This is a genomic window from Povalibacter sp. (assembly GCF_036520495.1).
GTDB lineage: Bacteria > Pseudomonadota > Gammaproteobacteria > Steroidobacterales > Steroidobacteraceae > Steroidobacter.
In genome coordinates this window covers 11,828-31,649 of record NZ_DATDJO010000037.1, presented here as the reverse complement: position 1 = coordinate 31,649, position 19,822 = coordinate 11,828, and the positions used below count along the sequence as shown (strand labels likewise).

14 protein-coding genes and 1 pseudogene are annotated in these 19,822 nt (G+C 61.6%); 4 read left to right on the top strand and 11 right to left on the bottom strand.

Features of this window, described 5'->3' with window-relative positions; all coding sequences use genetic code 11:
- Nucleotides 1–35: 35 nt before the first annotated feature.
- The 6 genes from VIZ63_RS13905 to VIZ63_RS13880 form a co-directional block, all read right to left on the bottom strand.
- Entirely contained in the window at nt 36–650 is a 615-nt protein-coding gene (locus VIZ63_RS13905) for a TetR/AcrR family transcriptional regulator (RefSeq protein ID WP_349261190.1), read from the bottom strand.
- Nucleotides 651–809: 159 nt separating this feature from the next.
- On the bottom strand, nt 810–2,402 hold the full coding sequence (locus VIZ63_RS13900) for an AMP-binding protein (RefSeq protein WP_331610257.1): 1,593 nt from the start codon (nt 2,400–2,402) through the stop codon (nt 810–812).
- A complete protein-coding gene (locus tag VIZ63_RS13895; protein WP_331610256.1) occupies nt 2,399–4,030 on the bottom strand; it encodes a carboxylesterase/lipase family protein in 1,632 nt (543 codons plus the stop codon). Before VIZ63_RS13895 ends, VIZ63_RS13900 begins: the two co-directional genes overlap by 4 nt.
- Nucleotides 4,030–5,352, bottom strand: coding sequence for a spinster family MFS transporter (locus VIZ63_RS13890; protein ID WP_331610255.1), 1,323 nt, complete (start codon nt 5,350–5,352; stop codon nt 4,030–4,032). The genes VIZ63_RS13895 and VIZ63_RS13890 overlap by 1 nt, the downstream gene beginning before the upstream one ends.
- Before the next feature lies 1 nt (nt 5,353).
- A complete protein-coding gene (locus VIZ63_RS13885) occupies nt 5,354–5,479 on the bottom strand; it encodes a hypothetical protein (protein ID WP_331610254.1) in 126 nt (41 codons plus the stop codon).
- A gap of 310 nt (nt 5,480–5,789) precedes the next feature.
- A complete protein-coding gene (locus VIZ63_RS13880) occupies nt 5,790–6,206 on the bottom strand; it encodes a hypothetical protein (protein ID WP_331610253.1) in 417 nt (138 codons plus the stop codon).
- Here VIZ63_RS13880 and VIZ63_RS13875 point away from each other — a divergent pair.
- Nucleotides 6,205–6,384, top strand: a complete 180-nt coding sequence (locus VIZ63_RS13875) for a hypothetical protein (protein ID WP_331610252.1) — start codon at nt 6,205–6,207, stop codon at nt 6,382–6,384. The two genes, VIZ63_RS13880 and VIZ63_RS13875, sit on opposite strands and share 2 nt — an antisense overlap.
- A 127-nt stretch (nt 6,385–6,511) precedes the next feature.
- On the opposite strand, the pseudogene VIZ63_RS25420 reads toward VIZ63_RS13875, so the two are convergent.
- Nucleotides 6,512–6,637 (bottom strand): annotated as a pseudogene (locus VIZ63_RS25420) (LysR family transcriptional regulator); the annotation flags it as partial.
- 475 nt (nt 6,638–7,112) lie between these two features.
- On the opposite strand from VIZ63_RS25420, the gene acnA reads away from it, so the two are divergent.
- Together acnA and VIZ63_RS13860 are read left to right on the top strand one after the other, a co-directional pair.
- On the top strand, nt 7,113–9,833 hold the full coding sequence (gene acnA, locus VIZ63_RS13865; protein ID WP_331610250.1) for an aconitate hydratase AcnA: 2,721 nt from the start codon (nt 7,113–7,115) through the stop codon (nt 9,831–9,833).
- 309 nt (nt 9,834–10,142) lie between these two features.
- Nucleotides 10,143–10,358: a hypothetical protein gene (locus VIZ63_RS13860; protein WP_331610249.1), complete on the top strand. Its 216-nt coding sequence runs from the start codon at nt 10,143–10,145 to the stop codon at nt 10,356–10,358.
- Between the two features lie 138 nt (nt 10,359–10,496).
- Here the strand turns inward: VIZ63_RS13860 and VIZ63_RS13855 are convergent, their stop codons facing one another.
- From VIZ63_RS13855 to VIZ63_RS13845, 3 genes are all read right to left on the bottom strand, one after another.
- A complete protein-coding gene (locus VIZ63_RS13855) occupies nt 10,497–10,910 on the bottom strand; it encodes a DUF488 domain-containing protein (RefSeq protein WP_331610248.1) in 414 nt (137 codons plus the stop codon).
- A 149-nt stretch (nt 10,911–11,059) separates the two neighbouring features.
- The gene (locus tag VIZ63_RS13850) at nt 11,060–12,250 is read right to left on the bottom strand and encodes a serine hydrolase domain-containing protein (RefSeq protein ID WP_331610247.1); all 1,191 of its coding nucleotides are present in this window, start codon (nt 12,248–12,250) and stop codon (nt 11,060–11,062) included.
- Between the two features lie 35 nt (nt 12,251–12,285).
- The gene (locus VIZ63_RS13845; RefSeq protein ID WP_331610246.1) at nt 12,286–12,414 is read right to left on the bottom strand and encodes a hypothetical protein; all 129 of its coding nucleotides are present in this window, start codon (nt 12,412–12,414) and stop codon (nt 12,286–12,288) included.
- Between the two features lie 142 nt (nt 12,415–12,556).
- On the opposite strand from VIZ63_RS13845, the gene VIZ63_RS13840 reads away from it, so the two are divergent.
- A complete protein-coding gene (locus VIZ63_RS13840) occupies nt 12,557–12,958 on the top strand; it encodes a carbohydrate porin (protein ID WP_331610245.1) in 402 nt (133 codons plus the stop codon).
- A 131-nt stretch (nt 12,959–13,089) separates the two neighbouring features.
- On the opposite strand, the gene VIZ63_RS13835 is transcribed toward VIZ63_RS13840, so the two are convergent.
- Nucleotides 13,090–19,767 carry a YDG domain-containing protein gene (locus tag VIZ63_RS13835; protein WP_331610244.1) on the bottom strand — a complete coding sequence of 2,226 codons (6,678 nt, stop codon included), beginning with the start codon at nt 19,765–19,767 and terminating at the stop codon, nt 13,090–13,092.
- Nucleotides 19,768–19,822: the final 55 nt, after the last annotated feature.

Here is a 19,822-nt window from a genome sequence, read left to right as displayed (position 1 = left end):
GTGGCGAGCCGTAACAACCTCTTGCTGCCCGACTTTCACTTGCCGCACAGGGCGAGGAACCCTGCTGCCATGAAGGTCGCCATGCGCTTCTTCACGGCGGCAAAATCCTCGGATTTGCACACGCCGCCGGACAGTTTGTCGATACGGCCCGTGCGCGCGAGCGTGAGCAGCAGCGCACCGGTCACAAAGTGATAGCCCCAGAAAATATCTTCCTCGGAACACTTCGGCAGCGCGCGTTTCAACAGACCGATCAGGCGCAGGACCACAGGATCGAAATGCTGATCCATCAGGTTGGCGCCCCACTCCGGCGTGTTCGCAACCTGCGCACCCAGCGCACCGTAGTTCTTCCAGGGTTCTCCGCCTTCGATGTACAGATCCAGGTCGGTGTCGAGAAATGCCCGCAGCGCCCCTTCGACAGTGGGCTTGCCCCTGGTCGATGCTTCGTATTCATCGAGCGCCTGCAGGCGACGCGTACTGGTGACGACCGCACGACGTGCGAACACAGCATCGAACAGCTCTTTCTTGTCCTTGAAGTAGTAGTTCATCAGCGTGTGATGCACACCCACACGCTGCGCCACGTCCTTCAGCGTCACGCCGTAAAGACCGTGCTTGGAAAAAAGAGCCTCCGCCGTGTCGAGAATCAGCTCCATCATCTCCGCTCGTTGCTCGGCTTTGGTCACACGTTTGCGCTGCGTTTTGCGCGCCTTCGCGGCGACCGGACGCTTACGCTGAGTCTTCACATCTGCAGGCACTGCTCACCTCCATCATCTTGCTTCCCTGGGCGAGGCAAGCGATCGAACCAGCCTGCCTCATCCGCCACCATACTTGGATCTGAGGCGCATTTTGTCGATCTTTCCGGTCGATGCCAGTGGCATCTGCTGCAAACGAATCACCGCATCGGGCACCCACCAGGGCGCGACCTGGCTACGCAGTGTCGTCAACAACGCCTCGTCGCTGATCATCTGCTGATCACGAATCTCCACGAACAGCACCGGTCGCTCGCCCCATTTCGGATCCGAAAGGCCGATCACTGCAGCGAGCGAGACCTGGGGCAATCGGCAAACGATCGCTTCGATCTCTGCGGGATTGATCCACTCGCCGCCGGACTTGATGAGATCCTTGGCCCGCCCCGTGATGTGGAGCTGACCATAATCGTCGATGCGAGCGAGATCGCCCGTATCGAACCACCCTTGCGCATCGGTTGCCGGATTATCCTCGCCGAAATACCGCTCGATTACGGCGACACCCCGCACGCGCAGGTGCCCTTCGACATTGCGCTGCTGTGGCAACGGCTTTCCGCCGGCGTCGGTCAGGAGCAGGTCCACACCGACGGCAGGTCGCCCGGCGATCGCAGCCGAGCGCTGCGGATCGTTGCACGAAGACATCGTTCCCGAAGGCGACATCTCCGTCATGCCCCAACTCGTCTGCACGATCGCGCCGAGACGGCGTTCGATCCGTTCCATGAGCGCAGGTGGCATGGGCGCGCCGCCGACGAGTATTCGTTTGAGCGACGGCACTTCATCACCGGTTGCATCCAGATGTTCAACGAGGCCGAGCCAAACCGTCGGCACACCCACACCCACCGTCACGGATTCCTTGTTGATGAGACACGCGAGATTCGCACCGTCCGCATGACGTCCGGGCAGCACCAGCTTCGCGCCCGCTGCCGGGGCTGCGAACGGCAGGCCCCACGCATTCGCATGAAACATCGGCACGACAGCCAACACACTGTCGACCGCAGTGATGCCGATCGAATCAGCCTGCAATAACCTCAATGCATGCAGATAGCTGGAACGATGCGTGTACGTCACACCTTTGGGCGCACCCGTGGTGCCCGAAGTGAAACACAGTCCGCACGCGGAACGCTCATCGAAACCACCCCACGCCGCCGCCGGATGCTCCTCACTCATCGAATCTTCGAGCCCTGCCACTGAGCATCGGGAAGTTTCGCCCGACCACGTCTCGACTGGACCGTCGATGATCAGCACGCGCCTGACACTCGGCGTTTGCTCGATGATCTGTTTCGCCAGAGCCGCAAGGTCCGCACTCACGACGAGGATGTTGCACTCGGAATGCGCCAACATCACAGCCGTCTGAGTCGCCGTCAGTCTGGGATTCAAGGTGTGACACACCGCACCCATGCCGACGATGCCGTACCAGGCTTCGAGATGCGCCTGCGTATTCCAGGCCAGCGTCGCCACGCGATCGCCAAGCCCAACTCCGAAAGCACGCAGCATCGCTGAGATGCGCAGGCTACGCGCACGCAGATCCGCATAGCTCACCCGGTCGGTTCTGCCGCCCTCTCGCCCCGTCACGACCTCCGCGCGCGAATGCCACTTCGCAGCGTGGTCGAGAAACTTCTCGAGAGTGAGTGCGAACTCCTGCATCGCTCCGTCGATCATCTGACGCAACCTCCGCGAGGAGGAAGCACTGGCGAAACGATGCCGACATTCCAGTTCCAGGGCTGATCGCCCTGCTCGCGGCGGCGACAGACCACCTCATCGTTCAGCTCGAACATGCCTGGCATCACATGCGTGCCAGGCATCGGCCTGTCGACGAAGTGCATGAAGGCACGTGTCGACCCGTATGCGGGCCAGTCGGGCTGATGGGACGCGCGTGGCTCTCCAGTTCGCGCAAAGCTCGTCCAGTAATCGGCCATCGCATCTGACAGGGCACGCTCGAGCGGCGCATCGGGAATCTTCGGCCACGCCGCCGAAGTGCGATCGATGTTGCCGAAGACGTACGGGATCTCGGCAGCATGGAACGCGTGCAGGCTCGCTGTGTCGGCAGCGGGATATCCGTGATCGAACAGGTACAGAAACCCACGCTCGCCCAGTGCCGTCTGACTCTTCACCAGCTTCTCGGCCGTCCAGCCATACAGCGAATCACGCGTGATCGCGAGAATGCTTTCTTCCAGATTCGTGCCCGGATAAAGCTTCAGGAAGCGATCGGCCAGATCGGCATAGCGACTGCGAATCGCTGACTCGTATGTCGCTGCGTCGGCCGGCACCGGCGGGATCAGCACACGCAGCGAGCGGATCTCACCCTGGTTGAAACCGGCGAGAATCGGCACCTTCGCCTGCTTGCCGTCTTCGAACGAATCGACGATCTGTCGCAGCAAAGTGTGTCCGTCGACATTGTTCATCGGAAAGTAGCCTGTGCTTGCGGCGGCGCTCGTCATCGCAGCGGCATCCATCGAGCGCAATGTCGCAAGGTCTGGCGCACCGATGGCAGTCGCGAGCTGCTCACCGATCGTCTCAGCGGATGGGCTGCCGTACTTCGCCTGCTTCAGCTCCGGCAGCGAAATCATGTACGCGCTCTGAGCAATTGCCTTCGCAAACAAGCCGCGCGCGGGCGGTGAATTCATGAGATGCATCACGCTCAACGCACCCGCGGATTCGCCCGCGATGGTCACGTTGGCAGGATCGCCGCCAAAGGCCGCGATGTTGCGCTGGATCCAGCGCAGCGCTGCGATCTGATCCTTGAGTCCGTAGTTACCGGAGATTTTTTCCGGCGACTCCGCACTCAACTGAGGATGAGCAAGGTAGCCGAGAATACCCAGTCGATAGTTGATCGAGACGAACACCACACCGCGACTCGCAAGCTTGCTGCCCTCGTACATCGACAGGTTCGATGCACCAGAACTCAGAGCACCACCGTAGATCCAAACGAACACCGGGGCTTTGCGGGCGGCCCTGGGCGCCCAGATGTTGAGAAAGAGGCAATCCTCGCTGATCGCTGGCGGCGGGTCGGCATAGATATTCCCGGCGCGCGATGGCGGCTGTACGCACGCGGCGCCAAACTGCTTCGCATCGCGCACGCCGCTCCACATGGACATCGTCACCGGCGGCTTCCAGCGACTCTCGCCTATCGGCGGCAGCGCATACGGAATACCCTTGAACACATTCAAGCCGCCGACGCTTTCGCCACGCAGCTTACCCGCCGGCGCCTCGACGATCGGATCGTTGTCGGCGAACACAGGAAGTGCCGCACACATGGCGACAAGCGCAAGCAAAGTACGCGACCCCATCACGAACGTCTCCGATTCGATTCCTGGCGCTGCAGGACGCGCGCGAGCCACAGATGCAGCAACACAGCGATCATGTAGAAGGGAACGAGGGTATAGAAGGCCAACTGCAGCGAATGCTCGGGGTGACTCGGTCGCAAATAGTCGCTCACCGCACCGAGAAAAGTCGGGCCGAGACCGAGGCCGATCAGATTCATCACCAGCAGCAGCAGCGCACCGGCAAGCACACGTTCATTCGGTTTCACTTCCTCCTGCACCAGCGTCACCGCGGGCGACAGATAGAAGTAGTTCAGGAACATGGGCACTGCGAGGAACGCCAGCGCAAGCCGCCAATCCGGGGCCCATACGAACCCGATGAAGAATGGGATGGCGAGCGCAAGCGCGACGGCAGGCAGATAGCCATAGGCGCTCTTGGACCGCGGCGCGAGTCGATCGATCAATCGTCCTGAAACGTACATTCCTGCACTGATGGCGATGCCAAGCAGTAATGAGTAATAGACAGCGACTTCGCTGAGCGTCATGCCTTTTTCACGCATGAGGAACAGCGTGGCGAAATTGAGCAGCGCATACGTCACGAACTGCGTGGCACCTGTCGCCAGTGAAACGCCCAGCAATACGGGATGAGAGACGAACATCCTGCACGTCGGCCAGAACGCACTTTTTTCAGCGGCGCTCACCTGGCCGGCCCGGCCGTCCAGGCCACCGCGCACTGGCTCACGAACGAAGATGATCACGATGAGTGCAGCGACGATTCCAACTGCGCCGAGAACAATGAACGCCCACCTCCAGTTGTAAGCCGCGGCGATCGAGGCACCGAACGCGACCCCGAGTGCCAATCCGATGGGCGGGCCCAGGTTGTAGATGCTCAGTGCAGTGCCGCGCGTGCCCGGAGGAAAATAGTCCGAGACAATCGCGTATGAAGGCGGCACACCTCCCGCCTCACCGACACCTACCGACATGCGTGCGATGGCGAGCTGCGTGTAACTGGTGGACAGGCCGCAGGCGATGGTGGCTGCACTCCATAGCGCGCACGCGATGGATAGCACGCGAACGCGATTGGTCCTATCCGCCAACCAGCCGACCGGAATGGCAAGGATGCAATAGAACAACGCGAAATACAGTCCGCCGATCCGCCCCAGCTGACCATCGGTGATGCCGAGATCGTCCTGAATCGGCTTCGCAAGAATCGCCAGCAACTGACGATCGAGAAAGTTCAAGACGTAGACGAAACAAAGGATTCCCAGTGCCGACCAGGCGCGCGCGTCGGGTCGCTCGTGCAAGGCGGCCGGCGCTCGCGTGCCTGACAGCTCTGGAATGGCGTTCAAATCAGAGCGCCTGGATCGACACGGATAGGCGGTCCCACGGCAATTCGCCCGGCTCGACGCCGTGCGTTGACATACCTGTCGCCAGTGGTGCGGCGGCATAGGCCGTCGCGAGAAGATGTATCTTCATCGCTCCCCCCTGCGTGGCGCTGATCATAGTTGCCGGCGCTCGTTGCACAGTGAGCCATCACGGATGGCCGATGTCAATACTCACTCTCTTGCGTGTGAGGATCTTTGAACGACCGGGCTGGCCGTCGGACGGAAATGGAGTCAGGCTCGGAGGCGAACAGGACTTCACGATCGAATCAGGCAGTCCCGGCTATGCCGGCTTTTCTTATCGCATCCACTGGACTGGTCAACGGTTGATCCGTTCCAGACATCCTGGGATCGCTACAGCCGCAGCGCGCCGAGGAGCGTACGTTGAACGGGTGGCTTCGAGATCACACAGCCTCGGCTGCTACGCGACGTATCGTGTCGAGAGCCAGTGCAAGCGGTCCAGGACCCTCCGCCGTCGGGTAGCACAGATACGCTGGCAGTCGGAATTCAGGTGCGCCGGCGACGCGGTGCAACCGACCGGCAACTTCGTGTTCGCGCAGCATGCGCGCCGGGAAAAAAACACTGCCGCCGAACTTGAGGATGTGTTCCAACCCAAGCCAGCCGATGTTGACCGTGAGTGCGGCGCCCGAGAAGTTCGGGAATGCCAGCGTGTGCTGCCCGAAGAATTCCGGACCCCAGTCGACGTACACATAGTCGCGGCCCGGCTCGGAAGGTGGATTCTCACGAGTCGACACCATCACGAGTCGCTCTTCCAGTAACAACTCGCCTGTGAGTCCCGGACGCGATTGCGGGGTGTACATGACACAGATTGTTGGCGCGACCATCGATCAACGCCCGCATCAGGTCTTCTTCGAAACCGATCAATGCTCGTACTGCCACATCCGGGGCGAGCCGCGCGTAGATCGGCAGCCAGCGCAGCAGCAGATCCTCCCACAAGCTGATCCGGCCACCGACGGTCAATGGCGCGAAAGCCGCTGACGATGCCGATTTCCTGCCGCGCTTGCTCGACGGTGCGCGTAAGCAGCAAAGCGTGGCGCTGAAACTGCCGCCCCGCGGGCGTGAGCGTCGTCCCTGCCTTGTTTCGAACGAACAGTTCAGCGCTCAACGTTTCTTCCAGACGTTGAATGCGCATGCTCACTGTCGACTGCGTGACATGCAGCCGCCCGGCAGCTTCGACGAAGCTGCCGCCAGCGATCACCGCGAGAAACGTGCGAGCAAGCTCAGTATCCATCGATAGGATCGATATCTAGCGCCAACAATGATCGCTGATCAAATAACGGGGCGGGTCTAGACTGCGGATCGAGCCAATGCGGAGATCCCATGACTTTGACATTGCCGCCTCTGCCCTATGCCGTCGGCGGTCCATTACGGGCATCACCATGCCGTCTAACGACGGCTGCGCAGGAAGTGGCGCTGCGCATGGTGGCCGATGAGCAATGTCAATTCAATGCGCGGTAGTTTCACGACGCGGGGGCAGATCACCGCTTTCCCCCCGGCCGGGGATCAAGTGCGCCTCACACGCCCGGCAGGCACGCACGGCCGCCAGCAATGCATCGAGCGACGGATAATCCGCAGCGGTCATCTTTGCACCAGGCGTCGAAGCAGACACGAGTTCTCCTGCAACCAAGGCGCTACTTTCCCCAATGCGTCAGGTGTTTCGTCACCGTACCATGACCGCGCGCGTATCACTCGGCAGGGGCGACACCATGACAAACGACCTCCTTGGCGCCAGGGCGATGCTGACGACCCCAGCCGGGCCAGCGTCCTATGTGAGCCTCGCGAAACTGGCGGAAACGACCGGCGCGAAGATCGCGCGGCTGCCGCATACAGTAAAGATTCTGCTTGAGAATATTGCGCGACGAGTCGGCAGCCGTGATGTGAGCGAAACAGATGTCCTGGCGCTGGCTCGTTGGCCACACGGGGCCGATGCTTCTCTCGCATTCATGCCGGCACGAGTGTTGATGCAGGACTTCACGGGCGTTCCAGCCGTGGTCGATCTTGCTGCCATGAGAGACGCAGTCGCTCGGGCAGGCGGAGATCCGAAGCGAGTCAATCCTTTTATTCCGGTCGACCTGGTCATAGATCATTCAGTGCAAGTGGATCGATTCGGCAGCGCGGATGCCTACGCAGCCAATCTGAAGTGGGAATACCTTCGCAATCGCGAACGCTATGCCCTGCTCAACTGGGCGCAACAAGCTTTCGACGGCTTCCGCGTTGTGCCACCGGGCATGGGGATCTGCCACCAGGTCAACCTGGAACATCTTGGACGCGTGGTCTTGTCGCGCGACGGTTGGGTCTTTCCCGACACCCTGGTCGGAACGGACTCGCACACGCCAATGATCAACGGACTCGGCGTACTGGGCTGGGGTGTGGGCGGCATTGAAGCGGAGGCGGCAATGCTCGGCCAGCCCATGTTTCTGCAGAAGCCGACCGTCGTCGGTGTCAGAACGCGAGGCATGCTTCCTGCGGGCACGACAGCTACCGATCTCGTACTGACTTTGACTCAGATGCTCAGGGCCCATGGGGTCGTGGGCAAGTTCGTTGAATTCTTCGGCGCCGGACTGAGCGCGCTGAGCGTCGCCGACCGCGCCACCCTGGCCAACATGTCACCGGAGTTCGGCGCCACCTCGACGCTCTTCCCCGTCGACGCGAACACCTTGCTGTATCTGAGGCTGACCGGCCGCGGCGACACTGTAAGTCTGGTCGAGCAGTACACGCGCGAACAGGGACTATTCCGCACCGACGCGGACCCGGAACCGATATTCGACGAAGTGCTCGATCTGGATCTGGGACAGATCGAACCGAGCCTCGCCGGACCCAGGCGACCTCAGGACCGCGTCGCCTTGTCGGCAGTGGGCCATTCCTTCGAGGCAGCGTTCAAGGAAGAGCAGGCACCGGTAGACGTGAAGACCATCTCCCGACTCGTCGGCGAAGGCGGCTCACCGGCCGGCGAAGTTCTCGAAGCACCTCCGGAACACCTGACACAACCACTCGCGGCAGACTCGATTACGCACGGATCCGTCGTCATTGCGGCGATCACGAGTTGCACCAATACATCGAATCCTTCCGTGATGATCGCGGCAGGTCTGTTGGCTCGCAAAGCAGTCGAAGCGGGTCTGCGGTGCCAGCCCTGGGTGAAGACGTCCCTGGCTCCTGGATCGCGCGTCGTCACGCGCTACCTCGATAAAGCGGGTCTCACGCCGTACCTGGAAAAGCTGGGTTTCAATCTGGTTGGCTATGGCTGCACAACCTGCATTGGAAATTCCGGCCCGCTGCCTGCCGAGATCGCCGATGCCGTCACGAGCAAGGATCTCGCAGTGGTAGCGGTGCTATCGGGCAATCGAAATTTCGAAGGACGCATTCACGGCCAGGTGAAAGCAAGCTATCTGGCGTCGCCACCTTTGTGCGTCGCCTATGCACTCAAGGGAACCGTGATGTGCGATCTGACCACGGAGCCCGTGGGAACGAGTCCCGATGGCAAAGCAGTGTATCTGAAGGATCTGTGGCCGACGGCTGAGGAAGTCGCATCACTGGTCGCCTCCTGTGTGTCATCGAATCAATTCGACGTCGAATACGGACGCATCTTCGCAGGCAACGAGCAATGGCAGAGCATGCCTGCACCCACCGGAACACGCTTCGATTGGGATAGTGCATCGACGTACGTTCGTGAGCCGCCCTACTTCCTGGAGATCCCGCCCGTTCCGGTCCCGCCCTCGGACATCGACGATGCACGAGCACTGGCACTGCTCGGTGACTCGATCACCACCGATCACATTTCGCCCGCGGGTTCGATCACCGCGAACTCTCCCGCTGGCAGGTTCCTGGAGGAGCACGGCGTGCCACCGGCAGACTTCAACAGTTTCGGTTCCCGGCGGGGCAACCACGAAGTGATGATGCGTGGCACCTTCGGCAACATCAGGCTGCGCAACCTGATGACGCCTGGCGTCGAGGGTCCGTGGACCGTGCACATCCCGAGCGGCGAGAAGCTCAGCATCTATGAAGCATCGCGTCGCTACATCGACGAAGGGACACCGCTCGTCGTTGTCGCAGGCAAGGAATACGGTTCCGGAAGTTCGCGCGATTGGGCGGCAAAGGGTTCGGCACTGCTCGGCATCAAAGCAGTCATCGCACAGAGCTACGAGCGCATCCATCGCAGCAATCTCGTATGCATGGGCATCCTGCCATTGCAGTTCGAGTCGGGCGTTTCAGCGCAGTCGCTGGGCCTCAGCGGCTCCGAGGTGTATTCCATCACTGGCATCGGCGCGGGCATCACACCGCGACAGACGGCGAAAGTGACGGTGACGCGGCAAGACGGATCTCACGTGGCATTCACCACGCTGGTTCGAATCGATGCGCCCGCTGAGGTTGATTACTTCGTGCACGGCGGAATCCTGCAGATGGTCCTGCGCCAGCTGCTGGCGGCCTGAACATTTCAGGCAGGGTCCCGCCGGATCGATTTCGTATCGGTCTTTTCGATAGGCAGGGTCAATATTGATCGCTTGTCGGAGGTAACCACGCGACCTGCGCTCATTCTCAACGCCACTGCGAAAGTTGTTTCTCGCAGTCAACTGACAGGAGAGCGAAGATCATGTCGCGATATATGCGGTCCCGGCTGCTGACCCCTTCCTGGTTGCTACTGGCGAGCCTCTGCTTCGCCGCTCCCACGTTCGCCGCTTCGACGGCACGCCACAACACCCGCTGCACCGGGCGATGCGGTCGCGGTCCTTGAAACAAAGATGGCGTTGCGTGACCTGTGGGTCGAGCACGTCTTCTGGATCCGCAGCTATGTGCTCGCGACCAACGCTGGCGACGAAGCGCAGCGCGCAGTCGCGGAGGCGGAGGTGGTCAACAACGCGAAGGCACTCGCCGCGACGATCGCCCCCTTCTACGGTCAACCGGCATACTCCGGCCCTCGTCGCGGTGGCACGCGGCGGTCCCGCCGCGAACGCTGAAGCGGTGACAGCCCTCTCGAGCAGCTCCGTCAATCCGCTCTGGATGATCACGGCCGGGCTTGCGATCTCCTTCGCGGCGATGGCGATTGTGGTGGTGGCGGGCTGATCAATCGCTCTGCGGCTACGGAAACTGGAGCCTTAATGAACGGAATGCTTGCGGGTTCGCAGGTGAGATGGCCGTGCTGGAGGCGAAAGCGCACCTGGTCGCGGCCGCGCAGCCAGATAGTCGCGCAACACGACCGCGCCGTTATGCTCGACATCGTGCGCGCTGTAGAGCAGCGTAACTACGTTTCGCTTGCTGGCCTCGACAAGAGGCAACCATGCAGCGGGATTGGCGTTCAACTCACGTTGATAGCGCCTCCGGAACTCCGCCCAGCGTCCAGGTCGATGCCCGAACCATTGCCGCAGCTGAGTGCTCGGTGCCACTTCCTTCAACCAGGCATCCATCGCCAGACGATCCTTCCTCATGCCACGCGGCCACAAGCGCTCAACGAGGAAACGCTTGCCGTCGTTTCGCGTAGCCGGATCGTAAGTTCTCTTGATACGGATCATGGCATCGGTCCTCCGAGAGGAGTTCGCCTCGCTCACATGCTGAGAGTATCGATCGCGAACGCAGCGGTGGCATCCGCAGAGTCCGCGCTCATGCATGAAGAATGTCGACGCGAGCTATCGGATGCACCGATGGTCGGGTCGGCGCACAGTCAGCGCGCCAGAGCTTCCTCGACGGCGCTGAACGCCGATTTCCCGCCCACACGCTCGTCTGGCATTCCGGTCGCGAACCAGATCACACCGGTGCCGTCCTTGGTGTCCATCCACAGCCCGGCCTGCAGTCCGTACGCGGAGCCGGAATGACCCACGCGAGCTACGCCGTCACCGAACGGATCGTCGCGGCAACCTTTCGCCGGCGTGGCCAGCGTCTGCACCGATAGGCCGTAGCGGCAGAAAAAGCCATCGTTGACGCCGGTGTCGTCCTCGTAGGTCTGGCCGTTGCCGGAGCTGTATTGCCATTGCGGGGCCATCATCGCCTGCACGGATGCGGGCTCGAGCAGCTGCTTGCCGTCGATGCTGCCGTTGCCCAGCAGCAAGCGTCCGATGCGCGCCAGACCGTTCGCCGAGATGCGCAAGCCGCCCTGTGGCGAGAACAAGGCACCGTTATCGCCAGCGCGCCAGCGCGACAGATCGCAGCTGCCATCGCTGGCCACCATCACGGGGCAGTCGGGCTTGCGGCCGTGATTGTCGTCCCTCACCGGCTTGCCATCGGCGTCGTACAGCACCACCGCGCGGGCGGCGGTGGTTGCATCGCAGCGGTCCCAGTTGAAGCAGGCCTCGATATCCATCGGCCGCAGCACCACACGCTCCATCAGCTGGTCGAAGCGCTCGCCGGTTGCGCGCTCCATGGCCTGCGCGACCAGCGGAAAGTTGAGATTCGTGTAGCGGAAGTACGTGCCCGGCGCATGCGCAGTGTCCCAGGCGCGTGCATCCTCCACGATGTCACGCAGATTTCCTCCCAACGGCGTCTGCCAGTAGCCGGCGGCGTCGGTGAGGCTCGAGCGATGCGACAACAGCAGACGCAGGGTGATCGGGATGTTTGGGAACGTCGGATTGCGCAAGCGCCAGCCGAGCCGTTCGGAGACGTCCGCATCCAGATCGAGCTTGCCGGCTTCCACCAGCCGCATGACGCCGATGGTGGTGACCAGCTTGGAGATCGAGGCGATACGCACCGGGTCGTCCGCGGTGATCTTGCGGCCCGTGGCCTTGTCGGCGAAGCCGTCGACACGCGTGGAGGTGATGCGGTCGCGATCGAAAGCGACGCGCACGGTCGCGACGGGTTCGCCCGCACAGACCGTGGCGCTCAGGACAAGCAATAGACAGACGATCCAGCGTGGGGACATGACTCGCTCCGTTAGTGCAATCGCATCCGGGATCGTCAGTCTGTCGCGGCAACCCGCAGGCGTCGCAACGCTTCTTTCGCTTCACGCTCGTTGAGACTTGCAAAACCGAGGCGTAACCCGCGTGCGACGTTCACCTGCGCCGCGAAGGATCGCCGCGTTTTCATTCTTGATCTGCCAACAGACCCACCGTGCGCCGACTATATCAAAGCGCCTGATGACACCACGCTGACGGAACAGGTGGATAACGTCGGACCCGGGGCCCTGGTGATCAGTGTACCGTGGCCTGGCCGACCAGGTCCGGCTGGGATGGCTGGCACGAGCCGGCAGGCGGCATTCGATGCCATCTCTGGTGGCGCGTGGAATCCTTCGCTCGAACGGCGTCGCGAGCGGCGCTGTCAACGATGCGAACGCAGCGCGCAGCTCGACATCATCGTGCGCCAGCCGTTCAGTGCGAACGCGAACGAAGTCCTGGGACTTGCCATCACATCGGCGCGAACCGGCCAACCCTATCGCCGAGGGCAGCAGTCCCTCGGTATGCCGATCGACAAGGCGGAACGGTCGTGGCACTCACCTACCGGCGCACTGTCGTCCTGGCTCACGCTCCAGCCCGATTTGCAGTGGATCGTCAGCCCCGGGGCCAGTCGCGAATTGCGCAATGCTCTGGTCGTGGGATTGCCGGTAGAGGTCTCCGCCGAGTGGTCACGTTGAAATCGACGCCATTTCCGCCGCTAACGTCTCGCGACGCCATTGCCGAGCTGCGCCAGCAGTTGGCGCAGCAGTGTCGAACCCGCGCGACAAAATCAGTCGCGCAGGCTTCTTCCCTGGTCATTGACCGGCAGCTACTTCTTGTCGTCCTCGTCTGCCGCGCCTGGCGACTGCAAGGCCGGCATCGCGCCTTCTGACGTAATGACAGTGAGGTTCAGGCCAGCCAGATCGTAGGTCATCGTTGAACCGGTCGAGGACGAGCCGCCCGATGACACGATCAGTGGCGCCGTGGTGCCGACTGTCGGCGATGCAACTCTGGAGTTGGACACGGCATTGCCGACAGCGCTGCTATAGGCGACTGGTGGAGCCACCACAACCGGCGGCGTCACCACCACCGGTGGAACTTCAGGCTGGATCGCTGCGGTGATATTCGCCGCGAGACCAACGGGTTGAGTCAGTACGTAGTTGGCTGCATCTGCGCCGGACAGGCTGTCAGCCGCAGTGACTGCAATGCCATTTCCTACTTCCGCCGTTGCAAAGGTTCCGGCTTCGTCGAGTCCAACCGATTCGCCGCCGATGACACCCGTGAGCAAGCCGCCTCGCAGTGTTGCCACCGTCGTGCCGTCGTAGGTCTTGTCCAACGCAACCTGGTCGACAACCGTCAGAACCCGGCGTGTGATGTGCGCGACGGCTGTCTGGCCGCTCGCGAGATTGTAGTTGCTGGCCAGGCCGCCATTGCTGCCATCGATCAGCGAGACACTGCCGACCGTCACGAGGTTGGCGGTGGCGACATCCTTGCTGTTGAATGAGGCGGTGCCGATTGCCGAGAGGGACTCGCTGCCGACCAGGCCGCTCAGTGCGCTCAGCGTGGCCGTGGCCGTCGTGTTGCCATCGTAGACCTTGTCGGACGCAGTGACTGCCGCCGTCAGTGTCTGCGGCGTGATGTGTGCAACGGCTGTCTGACCGCTCGCAAGACTGTAGTTGCTGGCCAGGCCGCCATTGGCACCATCGCTCAGCGAGACACTGTCGACCGTCACGAGGTTGGCGGTGGCGACATCCTTGCTGTTGAATGAGGCGGTGCCGATTGCCGAGAGGGATTCGCTGCCAACCAGACCGATCAATCCGCTCAACGCAGCGTTCGCAGTCGTGTTGCCATCGTAAATCTTGTCCGTCGCAGCCGCAGTGGCTGCCAGGGCTCGCGCGGTGATATTCGCAGCTGTCGACTGGCCAGGGGCCAGCGTGTAATTGCTCGCAAGACCCCCGTTCGTTCCATCGACCAGCGTGACGCTGTTGACGGTGACAAGGTTCGCGTCGAGGACATCCTTGCTGTTGAACGTGGCCGTGCCGCTCGCAATGAGCGTTTCACTATCGATCAATCCAGCGAGCGCACCCAGTGTCGCCGTAGCCGTCGTATTGCCGTCGTAGACTTTGTCCTCCGCAGTGACGGTCGTCGTCAACACCGCACGATCGATCGTACTCGTGGTGTTATTGGCATACGTGACGCTGTAGTTCGCGCCGTTGTTGCCATCGGTGACTGTGACACCCGCAGCCGTCACCGTCTTGTCGCCGTCGCCCGCATTCTTGTCCGTGAAGGCGAAAACGCCGCCGCTGAGTGCATCCGAATCGAACAGAGTGCCTGCAACGACCGTGGCTGATCCGGCTGCGGTCAAACTGCCGTCGTACGTCTTGACGACATTGCCTGCAGCGAGCGTCAGCGCAGCTTGAGTCACGCTGACCGAACTGCCTGCGGTACTCAGCGCGTTGTAGTTGCTGGAAAGACCCCCGTTCATACTGGCGCCCAGCGCCAGCCCCGTGACAGTGATGAGCTCGCTGCCCGTCTGAACATTCCTGCTGCTCAGATTGCTTGCGTCGCCCCCGCCCGTGATCGCGAACGATTCGCCGGCCACACCCGTCGCCGTCAAACCGCTGCCTGCGAATGCGGTGCTGCCATCGTAAGAACGCGTCCCGCTCAGAGTGAGGTCGGCTCTGGAGATGATGAGAGATCCGCCGGTGATGTCATAGCCTTGCTGGTTGGAATGGAGACTGTAAACACCCGCATTCGTCCCGGCAGTACTTCCGAACACGCCGTCGAGCACGACGCTCGGTCCACTGTGTTCCGTGCCATCGTAAGTCGCGTAATCATCGACCAGCGTCAACGCAGTCATGAACCGCGTGAGCAAGGGAGCCGTTTGTCCTTCATAGATACGCCATGACGCGCCGCTGCTTCCGGTGCTGGCGATGGTGTTGGGAGTCGCTGTATTCCAGCTGCTGAAGCTGGACAGTTGCATCATCTGCGCCGAGGTGAGACCGACGCCGGCGCTGGATGACAGCTGGCCGGAAGTCTGCGTATTCCAAAAGCTCCGAGTAACCGTGCCGTAGTTGAAGCTCATCAACCCACCCACAGCATTCGCACTCTGAACCGAGCCAGTCGAATAGGTATTGGTGATCACGCCGTAATTTCCACCGACGAGCCCACCGACATAGTTGAAGCCTTGAACCTCACCACTGGCGTAGCTATTCAAAACGTCGCCGGAATTTTTTCCGACCAGTCCGCCGACATAGCTGCTGCCGTTCACGCCAGTCACCGAACCGCTGGCATAGCTGTTACTGATTGCTCCGCCGCTGTCGCTGAATCCCACCAAACCACCGACCTGATGTTCGCCGCCCTGCACCGCGCCGTTCGCATAGTTGCCGGAGAGCGTGCCGTTGTTGACACCGATCAGCCCGCCAACATTGCCTAGGCTTCCGGTCACGCTGCCGACCGCATGACTCCCACTCACCGAACCACTCGCGTTGTTGTAGCCGATCAAGCCGCCGATATACGAACGGCCTTGTACGTTGCCTGTTGCATAGCTGTTCGTAACGGTGCCGCCGCTTCGTCCAACGAGCGCGCCAGCGAAGTCGCGGCCGACGACACTGCCACCGACGAGACCGACGTTTTGCACCACGCCTGCGTCGCCGAGATAGCCGAACAACCCTGCCTGATCGCTCTCTCGTATCTCATTAGTAGTGGGCAGATCCGCGCCAGGCAAATTGATGCGCAGGTTGTCGATCGTGTGCCCAAGCCCATCGAATGTGCCGGTGAAGCGATTGTTGTCCTTACCCACTGGCACGAAAGAACCGCTCAACCAGACACCTTGAGAATTCGCTGTAGCCGATGCATCGATATTGCGTCCGAGCGTATAGCTCCCCGCCAGGTCCAAGCGCATCAGCTGCAACTGGTGCGCGTTCATGATCGTCGTTGAATACTCGGAGGCCAGCATCGGGCGCGTCCCGCCGGATGAGTTGTTGAGCGACCCATCGAAGTTGACCATCACCCAGTTGTTGCCTGTCGCACCAGCGGTCGTCGTGAAATTGAAGCCCGTGAAGTTCCCTGGCGACTGCATCTGCTCGGTCGTGAGTCCGATGCCGCCGGCGCTGTTCACCTGACCCGAAGTCGTGATGTCCCAGAAGCTGTCGTTGACCGTGCCGTTGTTGAGCCCCACCAATCCGCCGAGAGAGCTGGTTCCCGACACTGCACCGGAGGCGTAGCTCGTCTGGATAACTGCCGAGCCGTTTCCTTGTTCATTCATGCCAACCAGCCCACCCACCTGGCTATAGCCGGTCACCGCTCCCGTCGCATAGCTGTTGCTGATGGTGCCTCTATCGTTCCAGCCTGCCAGTCCGCCGTAAACGCCGCCCTCACCTACGCCTGTCACCGCACCGGTGGCGTAGCTGTTGCTGATTGTGCCCCCGTCATTCATCCCCACCAGTCCGCCGCTACCGCTGCCAGTGGCGGTCATCGTGCCGGTGGCATGGCTGTCGATGACCAACGACATGTTGTATCCCACCAATGCGCCGCTGTAGTCGCCTCCGGTCACGTTGGTCGTGGCGTAGCTGTTCCTGATGGTCCCCATGCTCTGGCCAACCAGAGCGCCGGTCGCAACGCCGCCAGCCACGGTGCCGCCCACCAGTCCGACGTTCTGCACCAGGCTGCCGCTCTGGATAAAGCCGAACAGCCCCACTTCACTGCTGGCAGGCCGATTGATCGTCAAAGCGTTGATCGTGTGTCCTGCACCATCGAAGCTGCCGCTAAAATGTGCGGCGCTATTACCGACTGGGATAAACGTGCTGCCCGACCAGACATCGGTGGCGCTGCCGGTGGTGGCGGCGTTGATGTCGCGAGCCTGTGTGTAGCTGGCAGCCAGATTCATATGCATCAGCTGCAGCTGATGTGCTGTGGTGATCGTGGTCGAATACTCGGACGCCAGCATCGGGCGCGTCGCGCCGGCCGCACCACCGGCGTTATTGAGCGTGCCATCGACATCGACCATCACCCAGTTGTTGCCACCGACGCCGGGTGTCGTGGTGAAGTTGAAGATGGAGAAATTGGCTGCTGTCTGCATCTGCGCATCAGTCAAGCCTGTCACCCCGATCACCGTTCCCCGACCCGAGCCAACCGAATTGAGAGTGCTATTCCAGTAACTGTTGCTGACTGTGTTGTCGCGTGATGCGCCTACGAGTCCGCCGAAAGTATTCGACGCAAACACCTTGCCACTGGCGTAGGTGTGGCTGACTGCGTGATTGTTGTAACCCAACAACCCACCGATAGAACTCGTCCCGCTTGCATCTCCCGTGGCGTAGCTGTAGCTGATCGGGCCATTATTGAGCCCCACGAGCCCGCCGACGGTATTCGCCCCACTCACATTGCCAGTCGCATAACTGCTGCTGAGTGTCGCGTCGTTGAAACCCACCAAGCCGCCGACAAAGTTGTAGCCCTGCACGCTGGCGCTCGCGTGGCTGTTGTTGATTGCACCGGTGCTGTAGCCCACCAGTCCGCCGGCACTTTGCACGCCGGTGTATTCGCCTCTGACGCCTGTGACGCTTCCCGAAGCGTAGCTGTTGTTGATGGAGCCGAAATTGCTGCCCACCAGGCCGCCGAGATTATCGTACGTGCTCGCGACGCTTCCCGAAGCGTAGGCGTTACTGATGGATGCGGAGTTGTTGCCCACCAGTGCGCCAACATCCATGGAGCCCGTCACGCTGTTGCCGATCAGTCCGACGTTGCGGATGAGAGAGCCAATGTCAGTCAGTCCGAATAACCCGACATTCGTGCTCGACGGTCGATAGATGGTGAGATTGGCAATCGTATGACCCAGCCCGTCGAAGACGCCCGTGAACGGGATGTATGTGATGTCGTCGTACGAGCCCCACTCATAATCGATGGTCGTGACAATGGTCCGCATGATCGGCGCGAAGCCGGCGCCTGCGTTCCAGGTGTTCGCCGCCGTCGCATCGATGTTGCTGCCCAGCACGTAGTTGGCGTCCACATCGCCATTCACGCCCTGCAGATCGGCGCCTGTCACGCTGCCCTCCGCGCCGAGACTGGTAATTACGGTGTAGTTGACGACCGCGCCGTCCGAACCCTGCAGCGTGCTGAAGTTGTTACCCGCCGGCAGATTCACCGGCGCATTCACATTCACCGTGCTGGTGTTGCCTGCCGCAGCTGCACCCTGTCCGTACTCCAGCGCGAGGCTCGCGGTGCCTGACGCATGCATCGCGGTGTTGATGTTGATGTTGTTCTGCGCGTTGAGCGTGAGCCGGTTGGCCGACCAGGTCACGGTGTCGTTGACGTTCACATCGCCGGCGGCATCGGTTGCGCCGGCCATGCTTTGAATCGTCACGTTCGTGCTGGCGAGCGTGCTCGAAAGCAGAGCGCCGGTGATGTCGCCGCCGCTTGCAGCAATCGTGTAATCGGTCGGATCGATGAGCCAGCTGCCGGTCAGTCCTCGTGCTGCGGCGGTCGTCACCTGCATGTCGTTTGCAACGCTGACATGGGCCGCCGATGTATCGATGAAGCCACCGTCACCTGCCGTCGGTGCGCTGGCATCGAGGGTGCCGCCGACATTGACGGTACCGCTGTGCATGTCGCCCAGCAGCTTGATCGTGCCGTTGCGATTCTCGATCGTCTGCGCCTGGATCAAGCCGGTGTTGTTGACTGCACTTTGCAGCAGGGAACTGGCGCTGCGGGCGGTCATGAGTACGTGTCCGCCATCTGCCTGGATGACACCACCATTGCCCGCCAGGGCACCGATCGCCCCGGCATTGATCGCGACATTCAACAACCCATCGCCCGCAACATCGAGCGTGAAGGCATTGCCCGCCGCAAGTGCCACCGTTCCCAGTCGTGCGGCAATGATGCCCTGATTGCTGACGTTCGCACCGAGCAGCGCGACGTAGCCGCCGTCCGCATGAATCGATCCCTGATTGACGACGCCGCCATTGCTTGCGCCGCTGAACTCATAGCGACCCGCCAGAAAATCGCTGTCGGCGATGTCGCGAGTGGACGCTACGAGTGCACCCACATTCACCTGCGCGCCGGTACCGAACAGAATGCCGTTCGGATTCACCAGGAACACTTTGCCGTTGGCTGACAAGCTGCCCAGAATGCTCGACGGATCGCTGCCCAGTACGCGATTCAATGCCACCGAGTTGCTGTCGGGCTGCACGAAGCGAACGGATTCGTTCACGCCGACATCGAAGGACTGCCACGTAAGCGCTGCGTTCTGCGTGCTCTGCTGAATCGTGGTGTGTCCCGACTCGCTGCTGATACTCGCATGGCCGGCGACCACCGCGCCCCCGGTGGGTGAGGCATACGCCGCCGATCCGCAGCTCAGTGCCAGCGCCGCGGCGACCGCTTGCGCAATGAAGCTCGGGCGAACGACGGCACGCTTGCCACCGACGTTCTTCTTGCCGCGACTTTTCGCGTGCTCCGACACGGCAGTGACTGTGCCGGTGCTTGCGTTCCAGAGTGAGCGGTAGATGTGATTCATGGCGTTATTCTGTTTTCGATCTTCGGGACAGAGGAGACTCGTGCTCGCACAACGG